Source organism: Tepidibacter mesophilus (assembly GCF_002724055.1).
GTDB lineage: Bacteria > Bacillota > Clostridia > Peptostreptococcales > Peptostreptococcaceae > Tepidibacter_A > Tepidibacter_A mesophilus.
This window is the reverse complement of sequence record NZ_BDQY01000004.1, coordinates 120,528-138,753: the sequence shown is the minus strand read 5'-3', so window position 1 is coordinate 138,753 and position 18,226 is coordinate 120,528. Positions and strand designations below refer to the sequence as shown.

Annotated in this window: 14 protein-coding genes; 11 read left to right on the top strand and 3 right to left on the bottom strand. The window is 29.4% G+C overall.

Annotated features, from left to right (window positions below; genetic code table 11):
• The first annotated feature begins 44 nt into the window (after nt 1–44).
• Nucleotides 45–3,323, top strand: a complete 3,279-nt coding sequence (locus tag Tmeso_RS04720; protein WP_099188795.1) for a S8 family peptidase — start codon at nt 45–47, stop codon at nt 3,321–3,323.
• A gap of 34 nt (nt 3,324–3,357) precedes the next feature.
• Here Tmeso_RS04720 and Tmeso_RS04715 read toward each other — a convergent pair whose 3' ends face one another.
• Together Tmeso_RS04715 and Tmeso_RS04710 are read right to left on the bottom strand one after the other, a co-directional pair.
• Nucleotides 3,358–4,608 (bottom strand): peptidoglycan-binding domain-containing protein, encoded by a 1,251-nt coding sequence (locus tag Tmeso_RS04715; RefSeq protein ID WP_099188794.1) that lies wholly within the window; start codon nt 4,606–4,608, stop codon nt 3,358–3,360.
• Between the two features lie 2 nt (nt 4,609–4,610).
• Nucleotides 4,611–5,909, bottom strand: a complete 1,299-nt coding sequence (locus tag Tmeso_RS04710; RefSeq protein ID WP_099188793.1) for a LysM peptidoglycan-binding domain-containing protein — start codon at nt 5,907–5,909, stop codon at nt 4,611–4,613.
• A 103-nt stretch (nt 5,910–6,012) separates the two neighbouring features.
• On the opposite strand from Tmeso_RS04710, the gene Tmeso_RS04705 reads away from it, so the two are divergent.
• Together Tmeso_RS04705 and Tmeso_RS04700 are read left to right on the top strand one after the other, a co-directional pair.
• Nucleotides 6,013–6,726 (top strand): PrsW family intramembrane metalloprotease, encoded by a 714-nt coding sequence (locus tag Tmeso_RS04705; RefSeq protein WP_099188792.1) that lies wholly within the window; start codon nt 6,013–6,015, stop codon nt 6,724–6,726.
• A 167-nt stretch (nt 6,727–6,893) separates the two neighbouring features.
• The gene (locus Tmeso_RS04700; protein ID WP_099188791.1) at nt 6,894–8,573 is read left to right on the top strand and encodes a GGDEF domain-containing phosphodiesterase; all 1,680 of its coding nucleotides are present in this window, start codon (nt 6,894–6,896) and stop codon (nt 8,571–8,573) included.
• Between the two features lie 116 nt (nt 8,574–8,689).
• Here the strand turns inward: Tmeso_RS04700 and Tmeso_RS04695 are convergent, their stop codons facing one another.
• On the bottom strand, nt 8,690–9,064 hold the full coding sequence (locus tag Tmeso_RS04695) for an MltG/YceG/YrrL family protein (RefSeq protein ID WP_099188790.1): 375 nt from the start codon (nt 9,062–9,064) through the stop codon (nt 8,690–8,692).
• 240 nt (nt 9,065–9,304) lie between these two features.
• Between Tmeso_RS04695 and Tmeso_RS04690 the strand changes: the two genes are divergently transcribed.
• From Tmeso_RS04690 to Tmeso_RS04655, 8 genes are all read left to right on the top strand, one after another.
• On the top strand, nt 9,305–11,332 hold the full coding sequence (locus Tmeso_RS04690; RefSeq protein ID WP_099188788.1) for a 5'-nucleotidase C-terminal domain-containing protein: 2,028 nt from the start codon (nt 9,305–9,307) through the stop codon (nt 11,330–11,332).
• Between the two features lie 165 nt (nt 11,333–11,497).
• Nucleotides 11,498–12,316 (top strand): hypothetical protein, encoded by an 819-nt coding sequence (locus Tmeso_RS04685; protein WP_099188787.1) that lies wholly within the window; start codon nt 11,498–11,500, stop codon nt 12,314–12,316.
• Nucleotides 12,309–12,842 (top strand): signal peptidase I, encoded by a 534-nt coding sequence (gene lepB / locus Tmeso_RS04680; protein WP_099188785.1) that lies wholly within the window; start codon nt 12,309–12,311, stop codon nt 12,840–12,842. The genes Tmeso_RS04685 and lepB overlap by 8 nt, the downstream gene beginning before the upstream one ends.
• 2 nt (nt 12,843–12,844) lie before the next feature.
• On the top strand, nt 12,845–13,615 hold the full coding sequence (locus tag Tmeso_RS04675) for a sugar phosphate isomerase/epimerase family protein (RefSeq protein ID WP_099188783.1): 771 nt from the start codon (nt 12,845–12,847) through the stop codon (nt 13,613–13,615).
• 74 nt (nt 13,616–13,689) lie between these two features.
• Nucleotides 13,690–15,348 carry a hypothetical protein gene (locus tag Tmeso_RS04670; protein WP_330400298.1) on the top strand — a complete coding sequence of 553 codons (1,659 nt, stop codon included), beginning with the start codon at nt 13,690–13,692 and terminating at the stop codon, nt 15,346–15,348.
• Between the two features lie 21 nt (nt 15,349–15,369).
• Nucleotides 15,370–16,287 carry a glutaminase A gene (glsA, locus tag Tmeso_RS04665; protein ID WP_099188782.1) on the top strand — a complete coding sequence of 306 codons (918 nt, stop codon included), beginning with the start codon at nt 15,370–15,372 and terminating at the stop codon, nt 16,285–16,287.
• A 77-nt stretch (nt 16,288–16,364) separates the two neighbouring features.
• The gene (locus Tmeso_RS04660; RefSeq protein ID WP_099188780.1) at nt 16,365–16,949 is read left to right on the top strand and encodes a winged helix-turn-helix domain-containing protein; all 585 of its coding nucleotides are present in this window, start codon (nt 16,365–16,367) and stop codon (nt 16,947–16,949) included.
• Nucleotides 16,950–17,027: 78 nt separating this feature from the next.
• Nucleotides 17,028–17,861 carry a deoxyribonuclease IV gene (locus Tmeso_RS04655; RefSeq protein WP_099188778.1) on the top strand — a complete coding sequence of 278 codons (834 nt, stop codon included), beginning with the start codon at nt 17,028–17,030 and terminating at the stop codon, nt 17,859–17,861.
• Nucleotides 17,862–18,226: the final 365 nt, after the last annotated feature.

The window sequence follows — 18,226 nt, the reverse complement described above, 5'->3', positions numbered from 1 at the left end:
TTATAATATAAGTTTTAATTTATATGATAAGGGAGGGCAATTAGTTGGATTTTGAAGTTATAGTTAAATATCATGGTGATTTATTAAAACTAGAAGAAGAACTAGATGCAGATGTTGAGCTTTTGAACGAAAGATTTGCAATAATTACTTTAAAAGAAGAAGATATACCAAAATTACTAGATTATGAAGAAATAGAATATATAGAGAGACCCTTTGTTTTGGGTCCTAGCTTAACTAGTTCTGAAGCAAGTGGAATAGATTCTTTCAAAAGTACTACTGGTCTTACAGGTGATGGAGTTATATTAGGGATTATAGATTCGGGAATAGACTATAGACACCCATATTTTATTAATGAAGATTCTAGATCAAAGATAATAAGTATATGGGATCAGACTAGAGAAGGGAATCCCCCAGATGGATTTAAACAAGGATATGTTTACACTAATGAAGATATTAACAAAGCACTTGAGGAGGGGGAGAGTATTCCTTTTATAGATCAGGTAGGTCATGGCACACATGTATCTGGGATAGCATCTTCTATAGCGCCAGATGCCGATATAATAGCCGTTAAGGTAGGTAGCAAAGGGATAGAGTCGTTTGCTAGAACAACAGAGTTTATGAGGGCTGTAAAGTATATAATAGATGAAGCAGAAAAATTAGGTAAACCAGCTGTTATAAATATAAGCTATGGTACTAATGAAGGGCCTCATGATGGAACTTCGTTGTTTGAAGAGTATTTAGATGATATGTCATTAAGGTGGAAAACTTCTATAGTTGTTGCGGCTGGCAATGAGGGAGATAAAGGGCATCATAAGTATGTAAAGCTTCAAAAGGATGTATCTAAGCCAATTGAATTCTCTGTAGGACCTGGAGAAAGGGAACTGGATATTGCTATATGGAAAAAGTTTTCTGATGATTTTACTTTTAAAGTAGTAAGTCCATCAGGTATATCTAGTCCTAATATAGGAGAATACTCAGGTGAAATAAATGCAATATTAGGAAATACTAAGATGATATCTTTTTTTGTTCCTCCAACACCATATACATTAAGAGAACAGGCTAGAATTAATCTACAAGGTAATCCATATATTCAAGAAGGTATATGGAAGATAATAATTGATGCTACAGAGGTTGTAGAAGGAGATGTTGATTTATATTTGCCTATATCGGAAAAATTAAGTGAGAATACTAAATTTTTAGATCCGAGTATAGAGCTTACGATAACAACTCCAGCTACAGCACAAAGAGTCATATCTGTTGGAAGCTATGATTATACAACAAATACAGCTTCATCTTTCTCAGGAAGAGGTGATGTATCAAGAAATGTAGTTAAGCCTGACATAGTAGCTCCTGGAGAAGATATAGTATCTAGTTTTCCTGGAGGGGGATTAGCTTCTTTGTCAGGGACTAGTATGTCTGCGCCACAAGTAGCTGGAAGCATAGCTCTTTTGATGCAATGGGGTATAGTTGATGGAAACGACCCCTTCTTATATGCAGATAGAATTAAAGCTTTAATATTGAAGAATGCTACAAGAGATAAAAGTTTTTTAGAATATCCAGATGAAATTTGGGGGTATGGTACATTGAATTTAAAAGATATTGAAAATGTAAGATCAAGAAGTTTGTATAGAAATAAAATAGAATTTAGTAGATTTAATACAAAAGAATATATAATACAATATGATGATGAAAATATAAAAGATATATTAATAGAAAATGGTATAAATGATATACAAATGATAGCAGATAGGTACGCTATTGTTTATGTCCCAGATGATTTTGATGAAAATAAATTTAATGAAATACAAGGAATTGCATATTACGAAAGAGCATATAAAATGGTACCTTTATTAGATACAAGTGTTGAAGATATAGGAGCTAAGTTTTTTCATAATAATCCATATATACCTTTAACAGGAAGAGATGTGCTTGTTGCTGTTATAGATTCAGGTATAGATTATTCTCACCCTGACTTTATATATGAAGATGATACTTCGAAAATTGTAAGTATATGGGATCAAACACTGGAAGGAGATCCTCCTGAAGGGTTCTTATTTGGAAGAGAGTATACAAGAGAAGAAATAGATGAGGCTATTCAAACAGGAGAGAAATTAGATACTGTTGATGAAACAGGGCATGGGACACTAGTATCTGGAATAATATCAGGAAGAGGAAGTGAGGATGATAAATATGTAGGGGTGGCGCCAGATAGTGAGTTGATAGTTGTAAAATTAAATAAATATGATGATAAATACTATAAATCATCTGATTTAATGCTTGGAATAAGATATGCATATGAAAAAGCGTTAGAACTTGGCAAACCATTAGTGATAAATATATCTCTTGGAACTAACGAGGGAAGTCATGATGGAAGAACTATGCTTGAAAGTTATATATATGAGCTCACAAGAGATAAGGGAGTAATAGCAGTCGCTGCCGCTGGAAATGAAGCAGATACAAAAACTCATTACAGTGGTAGAATTGAAAATAGTGGAGACTATCAAGATATAGAGCTTAGAGTAGGAGATAATCAAGGTGATTTAGAAGTTCAGATATGGGGGAAAAAGCCAGATAGGTTATCTGTTGCTCTTGTATCCCCAACAGGAGAAATTATAGATAAAATACCTGCAAAATTAAATGAGACAGAACTTGTTAAATTTACAATGGAAGATGTAGAAGTATATATAACATATAGATTTCCAGATGAATTAACAGGAGATGAATTTATATCTATCTTATTTAAAGATATAAAACCTGGCAATTGGATTATAAGAGTTTATGGTGATTATATAGTCGATGGAAAGTTTGATGTATATCTGCCTAGTAAAGAGCTTTTAGCACAGGATACGGAGTTTTTAAAGGCAGACCCATTTGGAACTATAGTAACTCCTGCAACAGCAGAAGCTACTATAACTGTTGGTGCATATAACAATGATGATAATAGTCTTTATAGAGCATCATCAAGGGGACCAACTAGAGACGACAGAATAAAACCGGATTTGGTTGCACCGGGAGTCAATATAACTTCAACATATCCAGGCGGGGGATACGCAACTATAACTGGAACCAGCGCTGCGGGAGCTCATGTAGCGGGTGCGGTTGCATTGTTATTGCAATGGGGAATAATTGAAGGAAATGACCCTAAAATGTACACTCAAAAGGTAAAAACATATCTCATAAGGGGAACTGATAGAAGAAAAGGAGAGATATATCCTAATGTATCTTGGGGGTATGGAATACTAAATCTTAGAAACACATTTGAGAATATAAGATCTGTATTCAGATGGAGATATTCACAAAGTGCTAAGAGACATAAAGAATAAGTAAAGCCTACGTCATGATGACGTAGGCTTTAACTTAGTTCAATTCTGCGATTTTAGTTACAGCTACATAAATATCAGAAATTTTAAACCAGGTTCTAAAATCTACTGTTCCTGTAACAGGTAACCTGAAAACTTCTTGAAATACTCTTACAGACTCAGCTGTTGAGTCTCCATATACACCATCTACTTTCATCTTAGGTATAGCAGGGTAGTTGTTAGATATTCTATTTAGCTGTGTTTGTATTGTTCTAACCTCACTTCCGCTTGAGCCAATTCCTAGAGTGTATCCGGGATATGATGTAGGAACTCCCGTTACAACTTGAGCTCTATCAAAACCTATATCATTTCCATAAAAATATTTTAATATCTGATCATAAGATTTACCAAGGTCTCCTTGATATTTACTACCCCATTGAGTCATCCATGTAGGGCATTGAACCTGAACACCATCACAGTATTGAGCAAGAAGAGGCTGTCTTCTATCAGATGGTCTTTTAAAATATAGATTGAATATATCATCTACAACTAAACTTATATTTTCAAATATATTTCTACCATATATCCATTTATGATCGTATGCTGTTGAAGATGTTATGGTGAAATTTTTACCTTTTCCTCTATACCATTCTGTAAAAACTCTATTTAAAGTAAATGATACTATAGCGCATACATTTGCGTATATTGTACTTATTGGCCATGTTGAGTATATTTCAGATGATGCTACATTTTTGATATAATCTTTATATCTAATCCAATAGTTAGGAGCAGAGGCATCATCTGGGGAACCATCATGCACTATAATATATTCAGGAACTTGAGGATAATCTAAAACTACAAATCCTGAAGGTGGAGGTATAATCTTATTTGGAGCTTCGGGAATCTTTGGGGGAAAGGTTCCCCATAAAGTGTGTGGACCAATAACTATAATTTCAGTTTCTTGTCTCATAAGTCTAGGATTTTCTATTTTATTAAGCTCTATCGTTTGAATGGAAAGTTCAGTTGGAAGTATTTGAATACCCTCCACTACTACATCTATATATCCATCTTTTATAACTTCTACTAAATAGTCGCTATAAGGCTTTACGTCAGATGGTTCTTGTGAATATTCAATATCAGGTGCTGGCAAATTTATAATTGCTGTTTGACCAGATATATTTGTTGGAACATTCTGTGCTAAAGTTTGTTGAGTTTCAGTTTCTGTAGAGTAAATATTAATTCTACAATCTGGTATTGGAGTTTTAGTTTTACTATCTATGACTTGAACCAATAAGCTACCATCTGCCATTATTACATCACCTTCCTAACTTCGAATAAGTTGTTTAGGATATACCACGTAGGAGCTATTTCGGTATTTAATACCCAATAACCAATACCTTCAAGGTTCATATCTCTTGCAAGTTCATGCTTATACAATTGGCTTAAAGCATCTTCAAAATGAACTTCATGAAGATCGTTATTACTATCCGTATATCTAAAGTATGGAGTCTTAGACAGGTTATTCCACATTATTTGAGCATTATTATCTATTGCTAATTTATACGCATTTTCAAGTGTTACTGTTTTTGCAGACTCTTGCTTATATTTGTAAACAAGCCAATCATATCCATATAAATTTACTCCCATATAGATTACATTTTTAGGCATTTTAGTTATAGCATAATCAAGTACTTTTTTTACATTAGGAAGAGGAGCTATGGGCTGAGGATCTCCACCTACCCATCCCCATTCATAAGTCATAATATATGCTATATCTAGGTGTTTTCCTAATTCTTCATAGTCAAAGAATCCAACCCAAGGTCTATCAGGCCAATCTTCCCATTTAGGGGCAATAGCCATACCTAAAACTTTATCATTTTGATGAAGCTTATCTGAGAGTTTTCTTACGAATTCATTGAATAGAGATCTATCATCTGGATATAGGTTTTCAAAATCTAAAATAACTCCACCGTAATTGTTATCAATAGTTAACCTAACTATGTTGTCTATTAATGTATCCATATTGTTAGTTAAAACTTCTCTTGCTAAATCTTTATTGAAATTTACTCCGTCAAAATTAGTTATAACTGGAAGCGGACTTATATTATTATCTAAAATAAACTTAGACAGACCATTTGGAATTTCATTTATTAAATTGCCAGTATTGTCAGTTCTTACATCGAATATAGCCATATAAGTCAATTCATCTGATATTTGTGTTATATAATCATAATATTTTTCATAATCTTTTCCTGGTTGAAAAAACGGTAGTGTAGAAATTGATTGTCGTGTTTTAGAGCTAGGAATTTTAATGATTTGACCAGGATAAACTACATATGGAGATTTTAAATTATTAATATTTATTATATTTTGGTAATTCACATTAAATTTTTTAGCAATTTTATATAGGAAATCACCAACTTTTACCTTATATTCGAAAAAGTTTTTATTAGATTTATTGGAATTTGAAGGTATTAGAAGATTCATTCCAACAGCTAATTTATCATAGTATGGAAGATTATTGCTTTTTACTATATCATCTATAGAAACTTTGAACTTCTTTGAGACATCGTAAAGACTGTCTCCTTTATTGACTTTATAAATTTCCATTTTACCCCTCCTAAATTAAATTATTATATAATATGAAAAAAATCATATTTTGTTAAGTGATTTTGGGAATAATAAGATTAAATAAAGAGTTTGGAGGAAGATTATGAATATTAGACTTTTGATTATAGCTATAGCGCCGTCTTTTGCACTTTTAATAGGAATCTATCTTACAGATAGGTATGATAAAGAGCCACCAGAACTTTTGATAAAGGTATTTATACTGGGGTGTTTATCAGTAATTCCGACTATTGTAGTTGAAAAAATATTAGATAGATTTAATGTATTTTCAGGCATAATGTGGCCTTTGTATACAGCCTTTATAGTGGCTGCTTGCACAGAAGAATATTTTAAGAGATTAGTAGTTTTAAATAGTGCATTTAAAAGTGCTCATTTCAATGAAAAGCTTGATGGAATAGTGTATTGTACTTTTGCATCCCTAGGATTTGCAACGGTAGAGAATATAATGTATGTTGTCTTTAAATTTAGTTCGAATCCTACTGTAGGAATAGGAAGAGGTTTATTTTCAGTTCCGTCCCATATGTTATATGGAGTAACTATGGGCTATTACTTGTCTCTTGCAAAATACTGTATTATGGATGATCGCATTTGTAAAAAATATCTGAGAAAATCTTTAACTATGCCTATAATACTTCATGGTATATTTAATTTTATATTAATGTCTAATATGCCTATACTAATGGCTTTATTTATACCTTATGTGATTTATTTGTGGAAGATAAATCTGAATAAATTAAATGAATATACAAAAGATTCAAAAGATAGATTTGGCTTTATAAATAAAACGGAAAAGGAATAAAGTTAAAAAAGAATATCTACTATTTAATTTATGATATATTATAGTAAATATATCTATTTAATTTATTACGTTTTTATAGTAAAGTGCTTTTAAAATGATATAATATATTTTATATACGGATTTAATCAAACAGAAAAAATCTAGTTAAACATATTTTGGGGGATTTTATGAAAAATAAATTCTATAAGAATTGGATTATATTGTCGATTGTTGTTTTATTTATAGATATATTAATTTTAAATAATATATCTTTTGAAGGGAATGATCAGTCGGTTATATTCGATTTTTTTATTAAAACATTAGGATATATACTATCATTGTTATGTCTTGTGATATCGATTAAGTTTAAGACAAGGCATTTAAGTTTTGGATGGATATTCTTCTCTTTATATATACTTGGAGATATTATAAATATAATGGGATACGATATAATAAATAACGAGATAATTAATGTTTTGTTTAATAGTTCATTACTATTGGCTATAATATTTATCTTTTATGGATTTTTAAGAACTATAATAGAAAGAGAAAATTTATTGAAAGAGATAAAGCATACTACATTTAACGATTCTTTAACGGAACTTCCAAATAGAAGAGATATCGAAAAAAATATTGAGAAGGCTTTATCAGAAGATAAAAAATTTGCGATATTATTTATGGATTTAGATAAGTTTAAATTGATAAATGATTCTCTAGGACATAGTCATGGAGATGACATATTGAAAAAAGTGGCTATAAGAATTAAAGAAAATATAAGAAAACAAGATTATTTAGCAAGATCTGGTGGAGATGAATTTCTTATAATACTTAATAACATTGAAGACGAAAATATAATAACTAAAATTGTTAAAAATATCGTATGTGAATTTAGAAAGCCGTTTGAATTAGATGATAACACTGTACATATAACATGTAGTATAGGTATTTGCTTATATCCTAAAAATGGAGATAATATGGAAACACTTATGAAAAATGCCGATATAGCTATGCATAAAACTAAGGAAAAGCAAGGAAATGATTATCAATTTTATAATGACAATATGCATAGTCAGATAAAAAATAAATTTGACATTGCAGAAAGCCTTATAATTGGTATACAAAAGGATGAGTTTGTTCTACATTATCAGCCTAAAGTTGATATAAAAACAAACCAAATAACTGACATTGAAGCTTTAGTTAGATGGAATCATACTAAAAAGGGAATGATTTATCCTAATGAATTTATACCGATAGCAGAAGAAACAGGTTTCATAAAAACATTGGATAAACATATATTAAAGCTTGCATGCCTTCAAATAAGAGAATGGATAAATCATGGAAAAGAACCTATAAATATTTCTGTAAATATATCACCTAAATTATTACATGAAGAAAGTTTTATTCCATACTTAGAATCTATATTTGAGTTTACAAAAATAGATCCTAAGCATATAAGTATCGAAATAATAGAAACTGCTGCCATGGAAGATAAAGAATATGTTTATAATGTTTTAAATAAATTGAGAGGCAAGGGTATAAAAATACATTTGGATGATTTTGGAAAGGGATACTCATCATTGAGTTATTTAAAAGATTTACCTATAGATAAGGTTAAGATAGATAAACTATTTGTAGATGAAATTTGTTCTAATAATGTAAATAGAACTATAATGAAGGCTATTATAGATATGTCAAAGGCTCTAAATCTTAAAGTGTTAGCTGAAGGAGTAGAGACAGTAGATCAATTGAATTTATTACAAGAATTAGATTGTCAGTCTTATCAGGGGTATTTATATAGTAAACCAGTACCTATTGATAAACTTGAAAAAATGATATATAAAGAAGAAAAAGAAGGCACTATTGTATAATGGTGCCTTTTCTTATAGTATAGAAATTATATTTTTCTTTAAATTGTGAATAAATATAATTTCCATTATGGGTTTCAAAAAAGTTTACATTTAATATTCTTTAAAGAAAAACTTTTTTATTTTGTAAGTATAGATATTATTTCATCTACATTTGATTCTGTTTTTATTTTATATGTATTTGCTTTTATAGAATTTCCAAGATTTAATTTTTCTAATTTTGTTAAAAAATCTTGTGGTGATTCAATTAATCCTAAACTTTCAAGGTTAGTAGCTACGTTAACAGCTGGTTCACCAGATTTGACTTGGAAGTATACAATATCTTGTATTTTGATTTTAGAATTATCTTCATTTGAATTATCATCAGGTAGAGTATTGATATCTTCAATAGTAGTATTTATATTCATTACTGATTCCTTATCTTTATCAAACCATCCATAAAATTGATATCCAATGGTGTAAACTATGATTAATAAAACAAAAAATCCTAGCAATAAATCACTTGTTTCATAAAAAATATTTTTAAATCGTTCTATGGGAATAACCTCCTTTGTTATTAGTTTTGTCCTAATTATATTTTAATGTATATATGTATATAGTCAACAGAAAAATTAATTGAAATATATAATTGGAAATGTTATCCTAATTATAAAGATATGATTGTGTATTTATATAGATTTTATATGAAGATAGAAATTTAAATTAGATAATAATAAAAACAAGGGGGATAAAATATGAAAAAGAGGATATCATCATTACTTATAGTTAGTATTATTTTAACTTTATTTAGTCCGTTACCATTAATAGTTAGTGCAAATGAAGATGAAACTACTATAACAATATTAGGAACAAGTGATATGCATGGAAGAATATTTCCATGGGATTATGCATTAGATACAGAGGATTCTGATGCAGGATATTTGAAGGTTGCAACTGTTGTAAAAGAAATAAAAAGCAATAATAAAAATACAATATTAGTTGATGCAGGAGATACAACTCAAGATAATTCAATAGAACTTTTCCAAGGAAACGATAAAAATCCTATAATTGAAGTTATGAATGATATAGGATATGATACATGGACTCTTGGGAATCATGAATTCAACTTTGGTCTTGATATATTAAATAAGGCAGTTAAAACTTCAAATGCAGCGGTTCTAGCTGGAAACGTATATAAAGAAGATGGGCAAAGAGCTTATGATGCTTATAAAATAGTAGAAAAAGACGGAGTTAAGGTAGCTATAATAGGAATGATTACTCCTAATATACCAAGATGGGAATCATCAACTCCCGATCATTTTAAAGGATTAGAATTTAGAAATCCTGTTGAAGAAACTACCAAGGTGATTAATGAGCTTAAGGGCAAGGTAGACGTATTTGTTGGAGTATTCCATATGGGACTTGAAGATGAATATACAGATTTTGACGGAACAAGAAGTATAATAGAAAAAAATCCAGAGCTTGATGCTGTTATAATGGGACATGCTCATAGTGATATTGGTGGAGAAAAAGTAGGAGATACGTTAGTTGTTGAGCCTATGAGCTATGGAAGTAGAATATCTAAAATAGATTTGAAATTAAAAAAAGAAGATGGAAAATGGGATGTATTTGAAAAAAGTAGTGAAAATATAGATACTAAAGGTTATGAGGTAGATGAAAATCTTGAAGTTAAATATAGCTATATTCATGAAACTTCTAGAGATGATGCAAACATGGTAATAGGAAATGTTACTGACGATTTTATAAAAAATACTCAAGTATTACCTGGAATACCTACAGCTCAAGTACAAGATACTTCGTTAATAGATTTTATAAATGAAGTTCAAATGCATTATTCTAAAGCTGACATATCATCAGCGGCAGCTTTTAAAAATGATATGAATCTTTTAAAAGGGGATTTTAAGAAAAAAGATGTTGCTAATATATACAAGTATGCAAATACTTTAATTAGTGTAAAGGTTACTGGAAAGCAATTAAAAGATTATATGGAGTGGTCTGCTAGATACTATAATATATACAATGATGGAGATGTTACAGTTAGCTTTAATCCTGAAATAAGAGGATATAACTATGATATGTTTTCGGGTGTTGATTATGATATAGATATATCAAAGCCAGAAGGTCAAAGAATAATTAATCTTAGGTTTAAGAATAAACCTGTTACTGATGACATGACATTTACTATTGCGGTTAACAACTATAGATTTGGAAATATGGTTAAAGACGGATATTTTAAAGAAGAAGATAAGGTCTTTGATTCTTCTTTGGAGTATGCAGATGGAAGTATAAGAAATCTTATTGTTAAATATGTTACTGAAAACAAAGAAATAGTTCCAAAAGTTGATTATAACTGGAAAATAGTTGGGGTGGATTTAAATAATCCTTTAAAAGATGAAGTTTACAACTTAGTTAAAGAAGGAAAGATAAGTATTCCGATGTCAGAAGATAAGAGAACTCCAAACGTTAAATCTTTAAACGTATATGAACTTCAAAAGCAAGGATTGATTAAGTCGAATGTTAAAGAGAAACCTAAAAAGAAAGAAGTTATAAAAGAAGGAATTGAGAAGGAAGAGATTGCAAAAAAAGAAAGCAAAAATGGAGTTGTTGCTAAAGAACAAAGCTACACAGTTATAAAAGGAGATTCTCTTTGGAAGATAGCTAAAAAATTCAATGTGGATTGGAAAAAGTTAGCTGAGTATAATAACTTAAATAATCCAAATTTAATATATCCAAATCAAATAATTAAAGTACCGATTATGTAACCATAGAAAGACCCTGTAGGGTCTTTTTATGGTTATAAGATAAAAATTATTTATATTATTATAAATTAATATATGAATTCTTATGTCAAAAATTTAATTGTTTTAATAAGCTAAATAAAAGGCATTATATATATAGATACTAATTTTGCTTTATAGGAGGATTATATGGGAAGCATAGATAAAAAATATGAATTTGTAATAACAAAATTTTTAGCAAGGTATAATTATGATGCGGTTATAGATATATTAGAAGAGCTTGGAATAAATAATGGAGATGTTCATATATTGATTAGTTATTGCAAGTCATCTGTTAATTTTGACTTTAAAACTGCAATAAAAAAGCTTGATATGTTAAGTCCTCAAATTAAAAATAGGAAAGATATAAAAATGCTTAGAAATAATTCTATAGACTTGATAGATGGAGATGTTGCGGCTATATTCTCTGAATTCATAGAAAATATAAAAATAAAGTTAATAAATGAAGAATATATAGATTTTTTAGGCAGGATATATAGATTAAAGGAAGCTTTATTTAAGTATGTATTTGTCCAAAGTCAATCAAATAAAACAAAGGTATCTATGATAGGTTATATGGTATCTAAAAAAAACATATTGAATATACTTAAAAAGAGGTATAATATATATACTAGCAACTTAACTTATGGAATTACTAGGTATATAAACAAAAATATGAGAAAGACAAAAAAAATAGTTGAAGTATTGGAAATACTCAATAGTGAAAAATTAGAAAACTTAATAAGACTTAGAAATGAATGTCCTGTGGGGCATGGTTTTAAAGGAGTTAGTAAAGAAGACATAGAACATATATATGGTAAGCCGTTTGAAGTTGTGGATGACTTTATAACAGCGTGTGAAAAATTAGATGTTGATATAAAGTTTGATAAATATGATGATATAAATAATATAATAATAGAACTTCTGAGTAAATATGTAAGGGATAAAGGAGACGTTTACTATGAATGAAAAATTAAAGAGTGAAATTTTAGAGTGGATAAAGACTATAGGAATAGCGTGTGTATTGGCTTTTTTTATAACCTTATTTATAAGGCCTACTCTTGTTAAGGGATATTCTATGTATCCTACACTTGAAGAAAATGATTACCTTATAATAAACAAAATACCATATACTATGAATGAACCTAAAAAAGGAGATGTAGTTATATTTAAATCACATCTTGTACAAGAAAACGGAAAAGAAAAAGACCTTGTTAAAAGGGTTATAGGACTTCCTGGAGATAAGGTTAAGGTTATGAATGGTAAAGTATATGTTAATAGTGTAGAACTTAAAGAGGATTATATAAATGGAGATTATACAGATGGAGTTATAGATTCAGTAGTTCCTAAAGGTCATATATTTGCTATGGGAGATAATAGACCTAACAGTTTAGACAGTAGAGACCCTAGAGTTGGTTTTATAGATGAAGATGAAATAATAGGTAGAGCTTTTATAAGACTTTATCCGTTTAATAAAATAGGTTTATTAAAATAATTATGAAAATTAGGACTGGATTATCTTCTATGGCATACCAGATAAAAGAAAAAATAAAAATATGCCAAAAATTAAAATTTAATCATATAGAAGTTGGGATAGACAATCTTGAAGATTGGGATTATTTATATCATAATAAGGATGAATTTACGAAAAACGATATATCAATAGGTATTCACATGCCTATGGAGCTTAATACTTGTGATCCTATAACAAGGGCAAATGAGTTTTGGCTTGATTATTTTCATGAAAACTATAAAAAAGGAAAAACATTGAATGTAAAATATTATAATTTACATTTAGGGTATGGAATTGAAAATAAGGTCAAAAAAAATAGAATTGATTACTTAAATAATACTATAAGTTTTCTTTTGAAAATTTTAAACAATGTAGATGATGTGGATATATATATTGAAAATACATACTCCAAAAATGGAGACTTGATTAATCTTGGAAATAAGGTAGCAGATTTTGAATATTTGTTTAAAAATGTGACAAAATATAATTTGGGATTTTGTTATGATACAGGACATAATCTTATAAATAAAGATAATTATTTAAGTAGATTATCTGATAATGTAAGATTAGTTCATTTAAGTGATAATGATGGAAATGATGATTTACATCTAGGTTTGAGTGAAGATGGATTGTTAACTGAAAAAGACATAATAGATATATTAGAAATCAAGAATAACAAGTATTTAGTGTTTGAAATGAACACTGAATATATAAATGAGAGTTTCGATTTATATAAAAAAATATCTGAAAAGTAGAAGAAGGGAGCAATTGCTCTCTTTTTGTACATATACTATTATACAGACTCTAAAAAAGCAAGGGAGATGATAATGTGAATAAAGTTAAAATTAATATAATGGATGATATTAGAGAGTATGAAACTGGGATTACACTTCTTGAGATAAGCAAAGAATATGAGGAAAAATACGATTCTACTATAGTTCTTGGAGTTGTAGACAATAATCTAAGAGAATTAACGTATAAAGTAGAGACAGACTGTAATGTTGAATTTATAGATCTAACAAAGCAAGATGGAATAAGAACTTATATGAGGAGCTTATCCTTTGTGTTTATAAGAGCCTGTGAGGAGATGTTATCTGGATGTAAAGTATCTGTAGAACATTCCCTAGGAAAAGGCCTTTATTGCGAAATAAACTATGATAGAGATATAAACGAAGCAGATATAGAAAAGGTAAAAGCTAGAATGAGAGAAATAATAGATGAAGATACTCTTATAGAAAAGAAAAAGTTACCTATAGAAGAGGCTATAAAAATATTTGAGACGAATGAGAAGAATGCAAAAGCTGATTTATTCAGATATAAAGAATCTGATACTGTGAGTATATATAAATGTGGATGGATAAAAGATTATTTTTATGGTTATATGGTTCCTTCTACAGGGTATTTAAAAATATTTGATTTAAAGTACCATAATCCTGGAATTATAATACTTGGACCTAAGAAGGAACATCCTGATAAAGTAGCTAAATTTATAGATCAACCAAAGCTTGCACAAGTTTATAAAGAGGCAGAGGAATGGGCTAAGATAATGGATGTTCACAAGGTTGCTATGTTAAATCATCTGATTGAAGATGGAGATTATGGAGATGTTATAAGAACTGTAGAGGCTTTACATGAGAAGAAAATAGCTCAAATAGCTGATATGATAGTCAAAAACAAGGAAAAGAGCAAGGTTATATTAATTTCGGGACCATCATCATCTGGTAAGACCAGTTTTGCTCAAAGGCTATCTATACAATTAAGAGTTAATAAGGTAAGACCTGTATCCATATCTTTAGATGATTATTTTGTAGATAGAGAAGATACACCTAAGGATGAAAATGGAGATTATAATTTTGAATCTATATATGCTATTGACTTAGAACTTTTTAATAAAGATTTACAAAAAATTATAAATGGGGAAGAAATACAGGTGCCTTATTTTAACTTTAAAACTGGTAAACGAGAATATAGAGGAAATACATTAAAGGTTAATGAGGATCAACCTTTAATAATAGAAGGTATACATGGCCTTAATGATTTGCTTACAGAATCTATTTCTGAAGATAATAAATTTAGGATATATGTTAGTGCTTTAACTCAGCTTAATTTGGATGAACATAATAGAATACACACAACAGATGTAAGGCTTATAAGAAGAATGGTAAGAGATAATAAGTTTAGAGGACATAGTGCAATAAGAACTATTCAAATGTGGTCTATGGTAAGGCGTGGTGAGAAACGCTATATTTTCCCATACCAAGAAAATGCAGATGTTATGTTTAACTCTGCTTCTGTTTATGAGTTGTCTATATTGAAAAAATATGTAGAACCTTTGTTAAAAGAAATAGATCCTAATTGTAAAGAATACAGAGAAGCTAATAGATTATTAAAATTTCTACAATATTTTGTTACAATAGAAGATGAGGGAGATATTCCTCCAACATCAATACTTAAAGAGTTTATAGGTGGAAGTAGATTGGTACATTAGATAGAAAGCGGGGGGCAGGAATTGGAAAAAATATTACAAAAGATAGTATATGACAATAAAAGGTATACTGAATATGGGAATGTAGCAACGTATATACCTGAGCTAAGAAAGGCTAATAAGAATGATTTGGGGATTTGCATAATAGATATGGATAATAATATCTATGAGGCAGGTAATTGTAATGAGAAATTTACTATTCAGAGTGTTTCAAAGCCCATAACTCTTGCTTTAGCTCTTATGGATAATGGTAAAGATAAGGTTTTTTCGAAGGTAGGAATGGAACCTAGTGGAGATCCATTTAATTCTATAATGAAACTGGAAACGTCAAAGCCTTCAATTCCTTACAATCCTATGATAAATGCTGGGGCTATAATGATAACGTCTATGATTAAAGGTAGAAACAATGGAGATAAGTTGAATAGGATGATGAACTTTTTTAAAAATCTTTCTGGAAATAAAAACTTGAGTGTAAATGAGGACGTCTATATGTCTGAAAAGCTTACTGGGGATAGAAATAGAGCTATGGCATATTTTTTAAAGAGCGAAGGTATTTTAACTGAAAATGTAGAGGATGTGCTTGACCTATATTTTAAACAGTGTTCTATTGAGGTAACGGTTAGAGATTTAGCTAGAATAGGAGTAAATCTTGCGGGTAATGGCATTGATATACTGACTAGAAAGAGATTAATAGATGAAGATGTATCTAAGGTAGTAAAAACATTTATGGTTACATGTGGTATGTACGATGCATCTGGAGAATATGCTATAAATGTTGGAATACCTTCAAAATCAGGAGTCGGAGGAGGCATTATGGGAACCGTTCCTAATAAAATGGGAATAGGAGTATTTGGGCCATCTCTTGATGAAAAAGGTAATAGTATAGCTGGTATAAAGTCCATGGAAAGTGTATCTCAAAAATTTGGTTTAAGCATATTTTAAAAACTATATATAAAAATATTTTGACAATTGCAATATTAAATAATATAATATATAAAAACCAAGTAAAGGTGATGCTTATGAAGGATATATTAGTTTTAAGAGATATTGAGCAAATAAAGGCTGTGTCTCATCCGTATAGAGTAGATATACTAGAGGCTTTTGCAGAAGAACCTTTATCAGCTAAGCAATTGTCAGAATTATTATCAGAACCGCATGCAAAGGTTAACTATCATATAAAAACATTGTTAAACGCGGGTATATTAGAGTTAGTAGAAGAAAAGGTTAAATCTGGAATTATAGAGAAATACTACTTGCCAAAGGCAAAAATGGTTATTATGGATAAAAGTATCTTAAATTCTGCTGTTTATGATGAAAATGTAGCGAGAACATTAAATCAAGTGTCGATATCTTTATTTGAAAAGATAAGTGATGATTTTTATAGAGCTGCAGAGAATGATGAAGTTAAGTCTAAGCATGTAAGACATTATAATCAGTATTATTTAACAGAAGAAGAATGTAGAGAAGTAATGGAAACTTTAGAAAAAAAGATTACTGAAATTTTACATGATAAGGATAAAAAAGATAGAGAAAGCACTAGACCATATAATATAACATTAATGGGAGTGCCGGATCTTAGAAAAGAAAAGAAGGTCAAAAAATAGACATCGACAATTTTGTTGATGTCTATTTTTTTTGGGTATATTAAAGATATGATTGAATTTTTAAATAGGAGTGATTGTATGTTAGTTATAGGACCACATATATCAATAGCAAAGGGATATTCAAAGGCGGCTAAGGCTGCTTTAAACATAGGAGCTAATACATTTCAGTTTTTTACAAGAAATCCAAGGGGAGGAAATGCAAAAGAATTTAATGAAAAAGATATAGCAGAGTTTCAAAGAATAAGAAAAGAAAATAACTTTGGAGTAATGCTTGCTCATGCACCTTATACTATGAACCTTGGTGGTAAAAAAGATGATGTGTATGAGTTTGGAAGAAGAATATTTAAAGAAGATATAAAGAGAATGGATGAACTTGAAATAGAATATATTTGTTTTCATCCAGGAAGTCATGTAGGTGGAGGTATAGAATTTGGGATAAACAGAATAGCAAATGCATTGAATGAATCTTTAACTGAGGAACAAAATGTAACTATACTTCTTGAAACTATGTCTGGAAAAGGAAGCGAAATAGGATATAATTTTGAGCAGATAAAAAGTATTATAGACAAAATTGATTATAAAGATAAAATTGGAGTATGTCTTGATACATGCCATATATTTTCAGCTGGATATGATATAGTAAATAATCTTGATGGTGTACTTGATGAGTTTGACAGGATAATAGGACTGGATAAATTAAAGGTAATACATTTTAATGATAGTATGATGCCGTTCAATAGTAATAAAGATAGACATGCAGGTATTGGGGATGGAGAAATAGGATTTAATGCATTAATGGAGTTTATGACTCATGAAAAGCTTAAGCATCTTCCTTTTTTCTTGGAGACTCCTTATGATGATGAAGGTCATAAAAAAGAAATTGAGATGATAAGGAATACTTTGAAAAAATAGTTTGGTAAGTTTAATAATTGAATTTTATGTATAAGTGAAAAATGAAGCTTATTAAAATAACGAGAACGTGTTAAATGATTTTAATAAAACTAAGCATTACGTCTTATTGAATATCTTAAAAGTTCTAAACTCCCTTTGGTCAGACAACGAACTTTCTTAACAGATATTTAAACGTCATAATACAAGTTTTATTTAAAAACATTTAAATCATTCTCTAACATTTTAATAAGCTTAATTTTTAAGTGCGCTGTTTAGAGTTTCAAAGGGATAAAATCTTATCCAAACAATAAAAACTTAAACTAAAAATATAAAATCTTCAAGAATTTATTTAAATGAAAAATCAAAATATAAACTATTTTTAAATA

Excerpts from the sequence above, each read along its gene's own strand:
- Tmeso_RS04715 (WP_099188794.1), bottom strand. The coding sequence starts at position 4,608 with ATGGCAGATGGTAGCTTATTGGTTCAAGTCATAGATAGTAAAACTAAA.
- Tmeso_RS04710 (WP_099188793.1), bottom strand. The coding sequence starts at position 5,909 with ATGGAAATTTATAAAGTCAATAAAGGAGACAGTCTTTACGATGTCTCA.
- Tmeso_RS04705 (WP_099188792.1), top strand. The coding sequence starts at position 6,013 with ATGAATATTAGACTTTTGATTATAGCTATAGCGCCGTCTTTTGCACTT.
- Tmeso_RS04700 (WP_099188791.1), top strand. The coding sequence starts at position 6,894 with ATGAAAAATAAATTCTATAAGAATTGGATTATATTGTCGATTGTTGTT.
- Tmeso_RS04690 (WP_099188788.1), top strand. The coding sequence starts at position 9,305 with ATGAAAAAGAGGATATCATCATTACTTATAGTTAGTATTATTTTAACT.
- Tmeso_RS04685 (WP_099188787.1), top strand. The coding sequence starts at position 11,498 with ATGGGAAGCATAGATAAAAAATATGAATTTGTAATAACAAAATTTTTA.
- lepB (WP_099188785.1), top strand. The coding sequence starts at position 12,309 with ATGAATGAAAAATTAAAGAGTGAAATTTTAGAGTGGATAAAGACTATA.
- Tmeso_RS04675 (WP_099188783.1), top strand. The coding sequence starts at position 12,845 with ATGAAAATTAGGACTGGATTATCTTCTATGGCATACCAGATAAAAGAA.
- Tmeso_RS04660 (WP_099188780.1), top strand. The coding sequence starts at position 16,365 with ATGAAGGATATATTAGTTTTAAGAGATATTGAGCAAATAAAGGCTGTG.
- Tmeso_RS04655 (WP_099188778.1), top strand. The coding sequence starts at position 17,028 with ATGTTAGTTATAGGACCACATATATCAATAGCAAAGGGATATTCAAAG.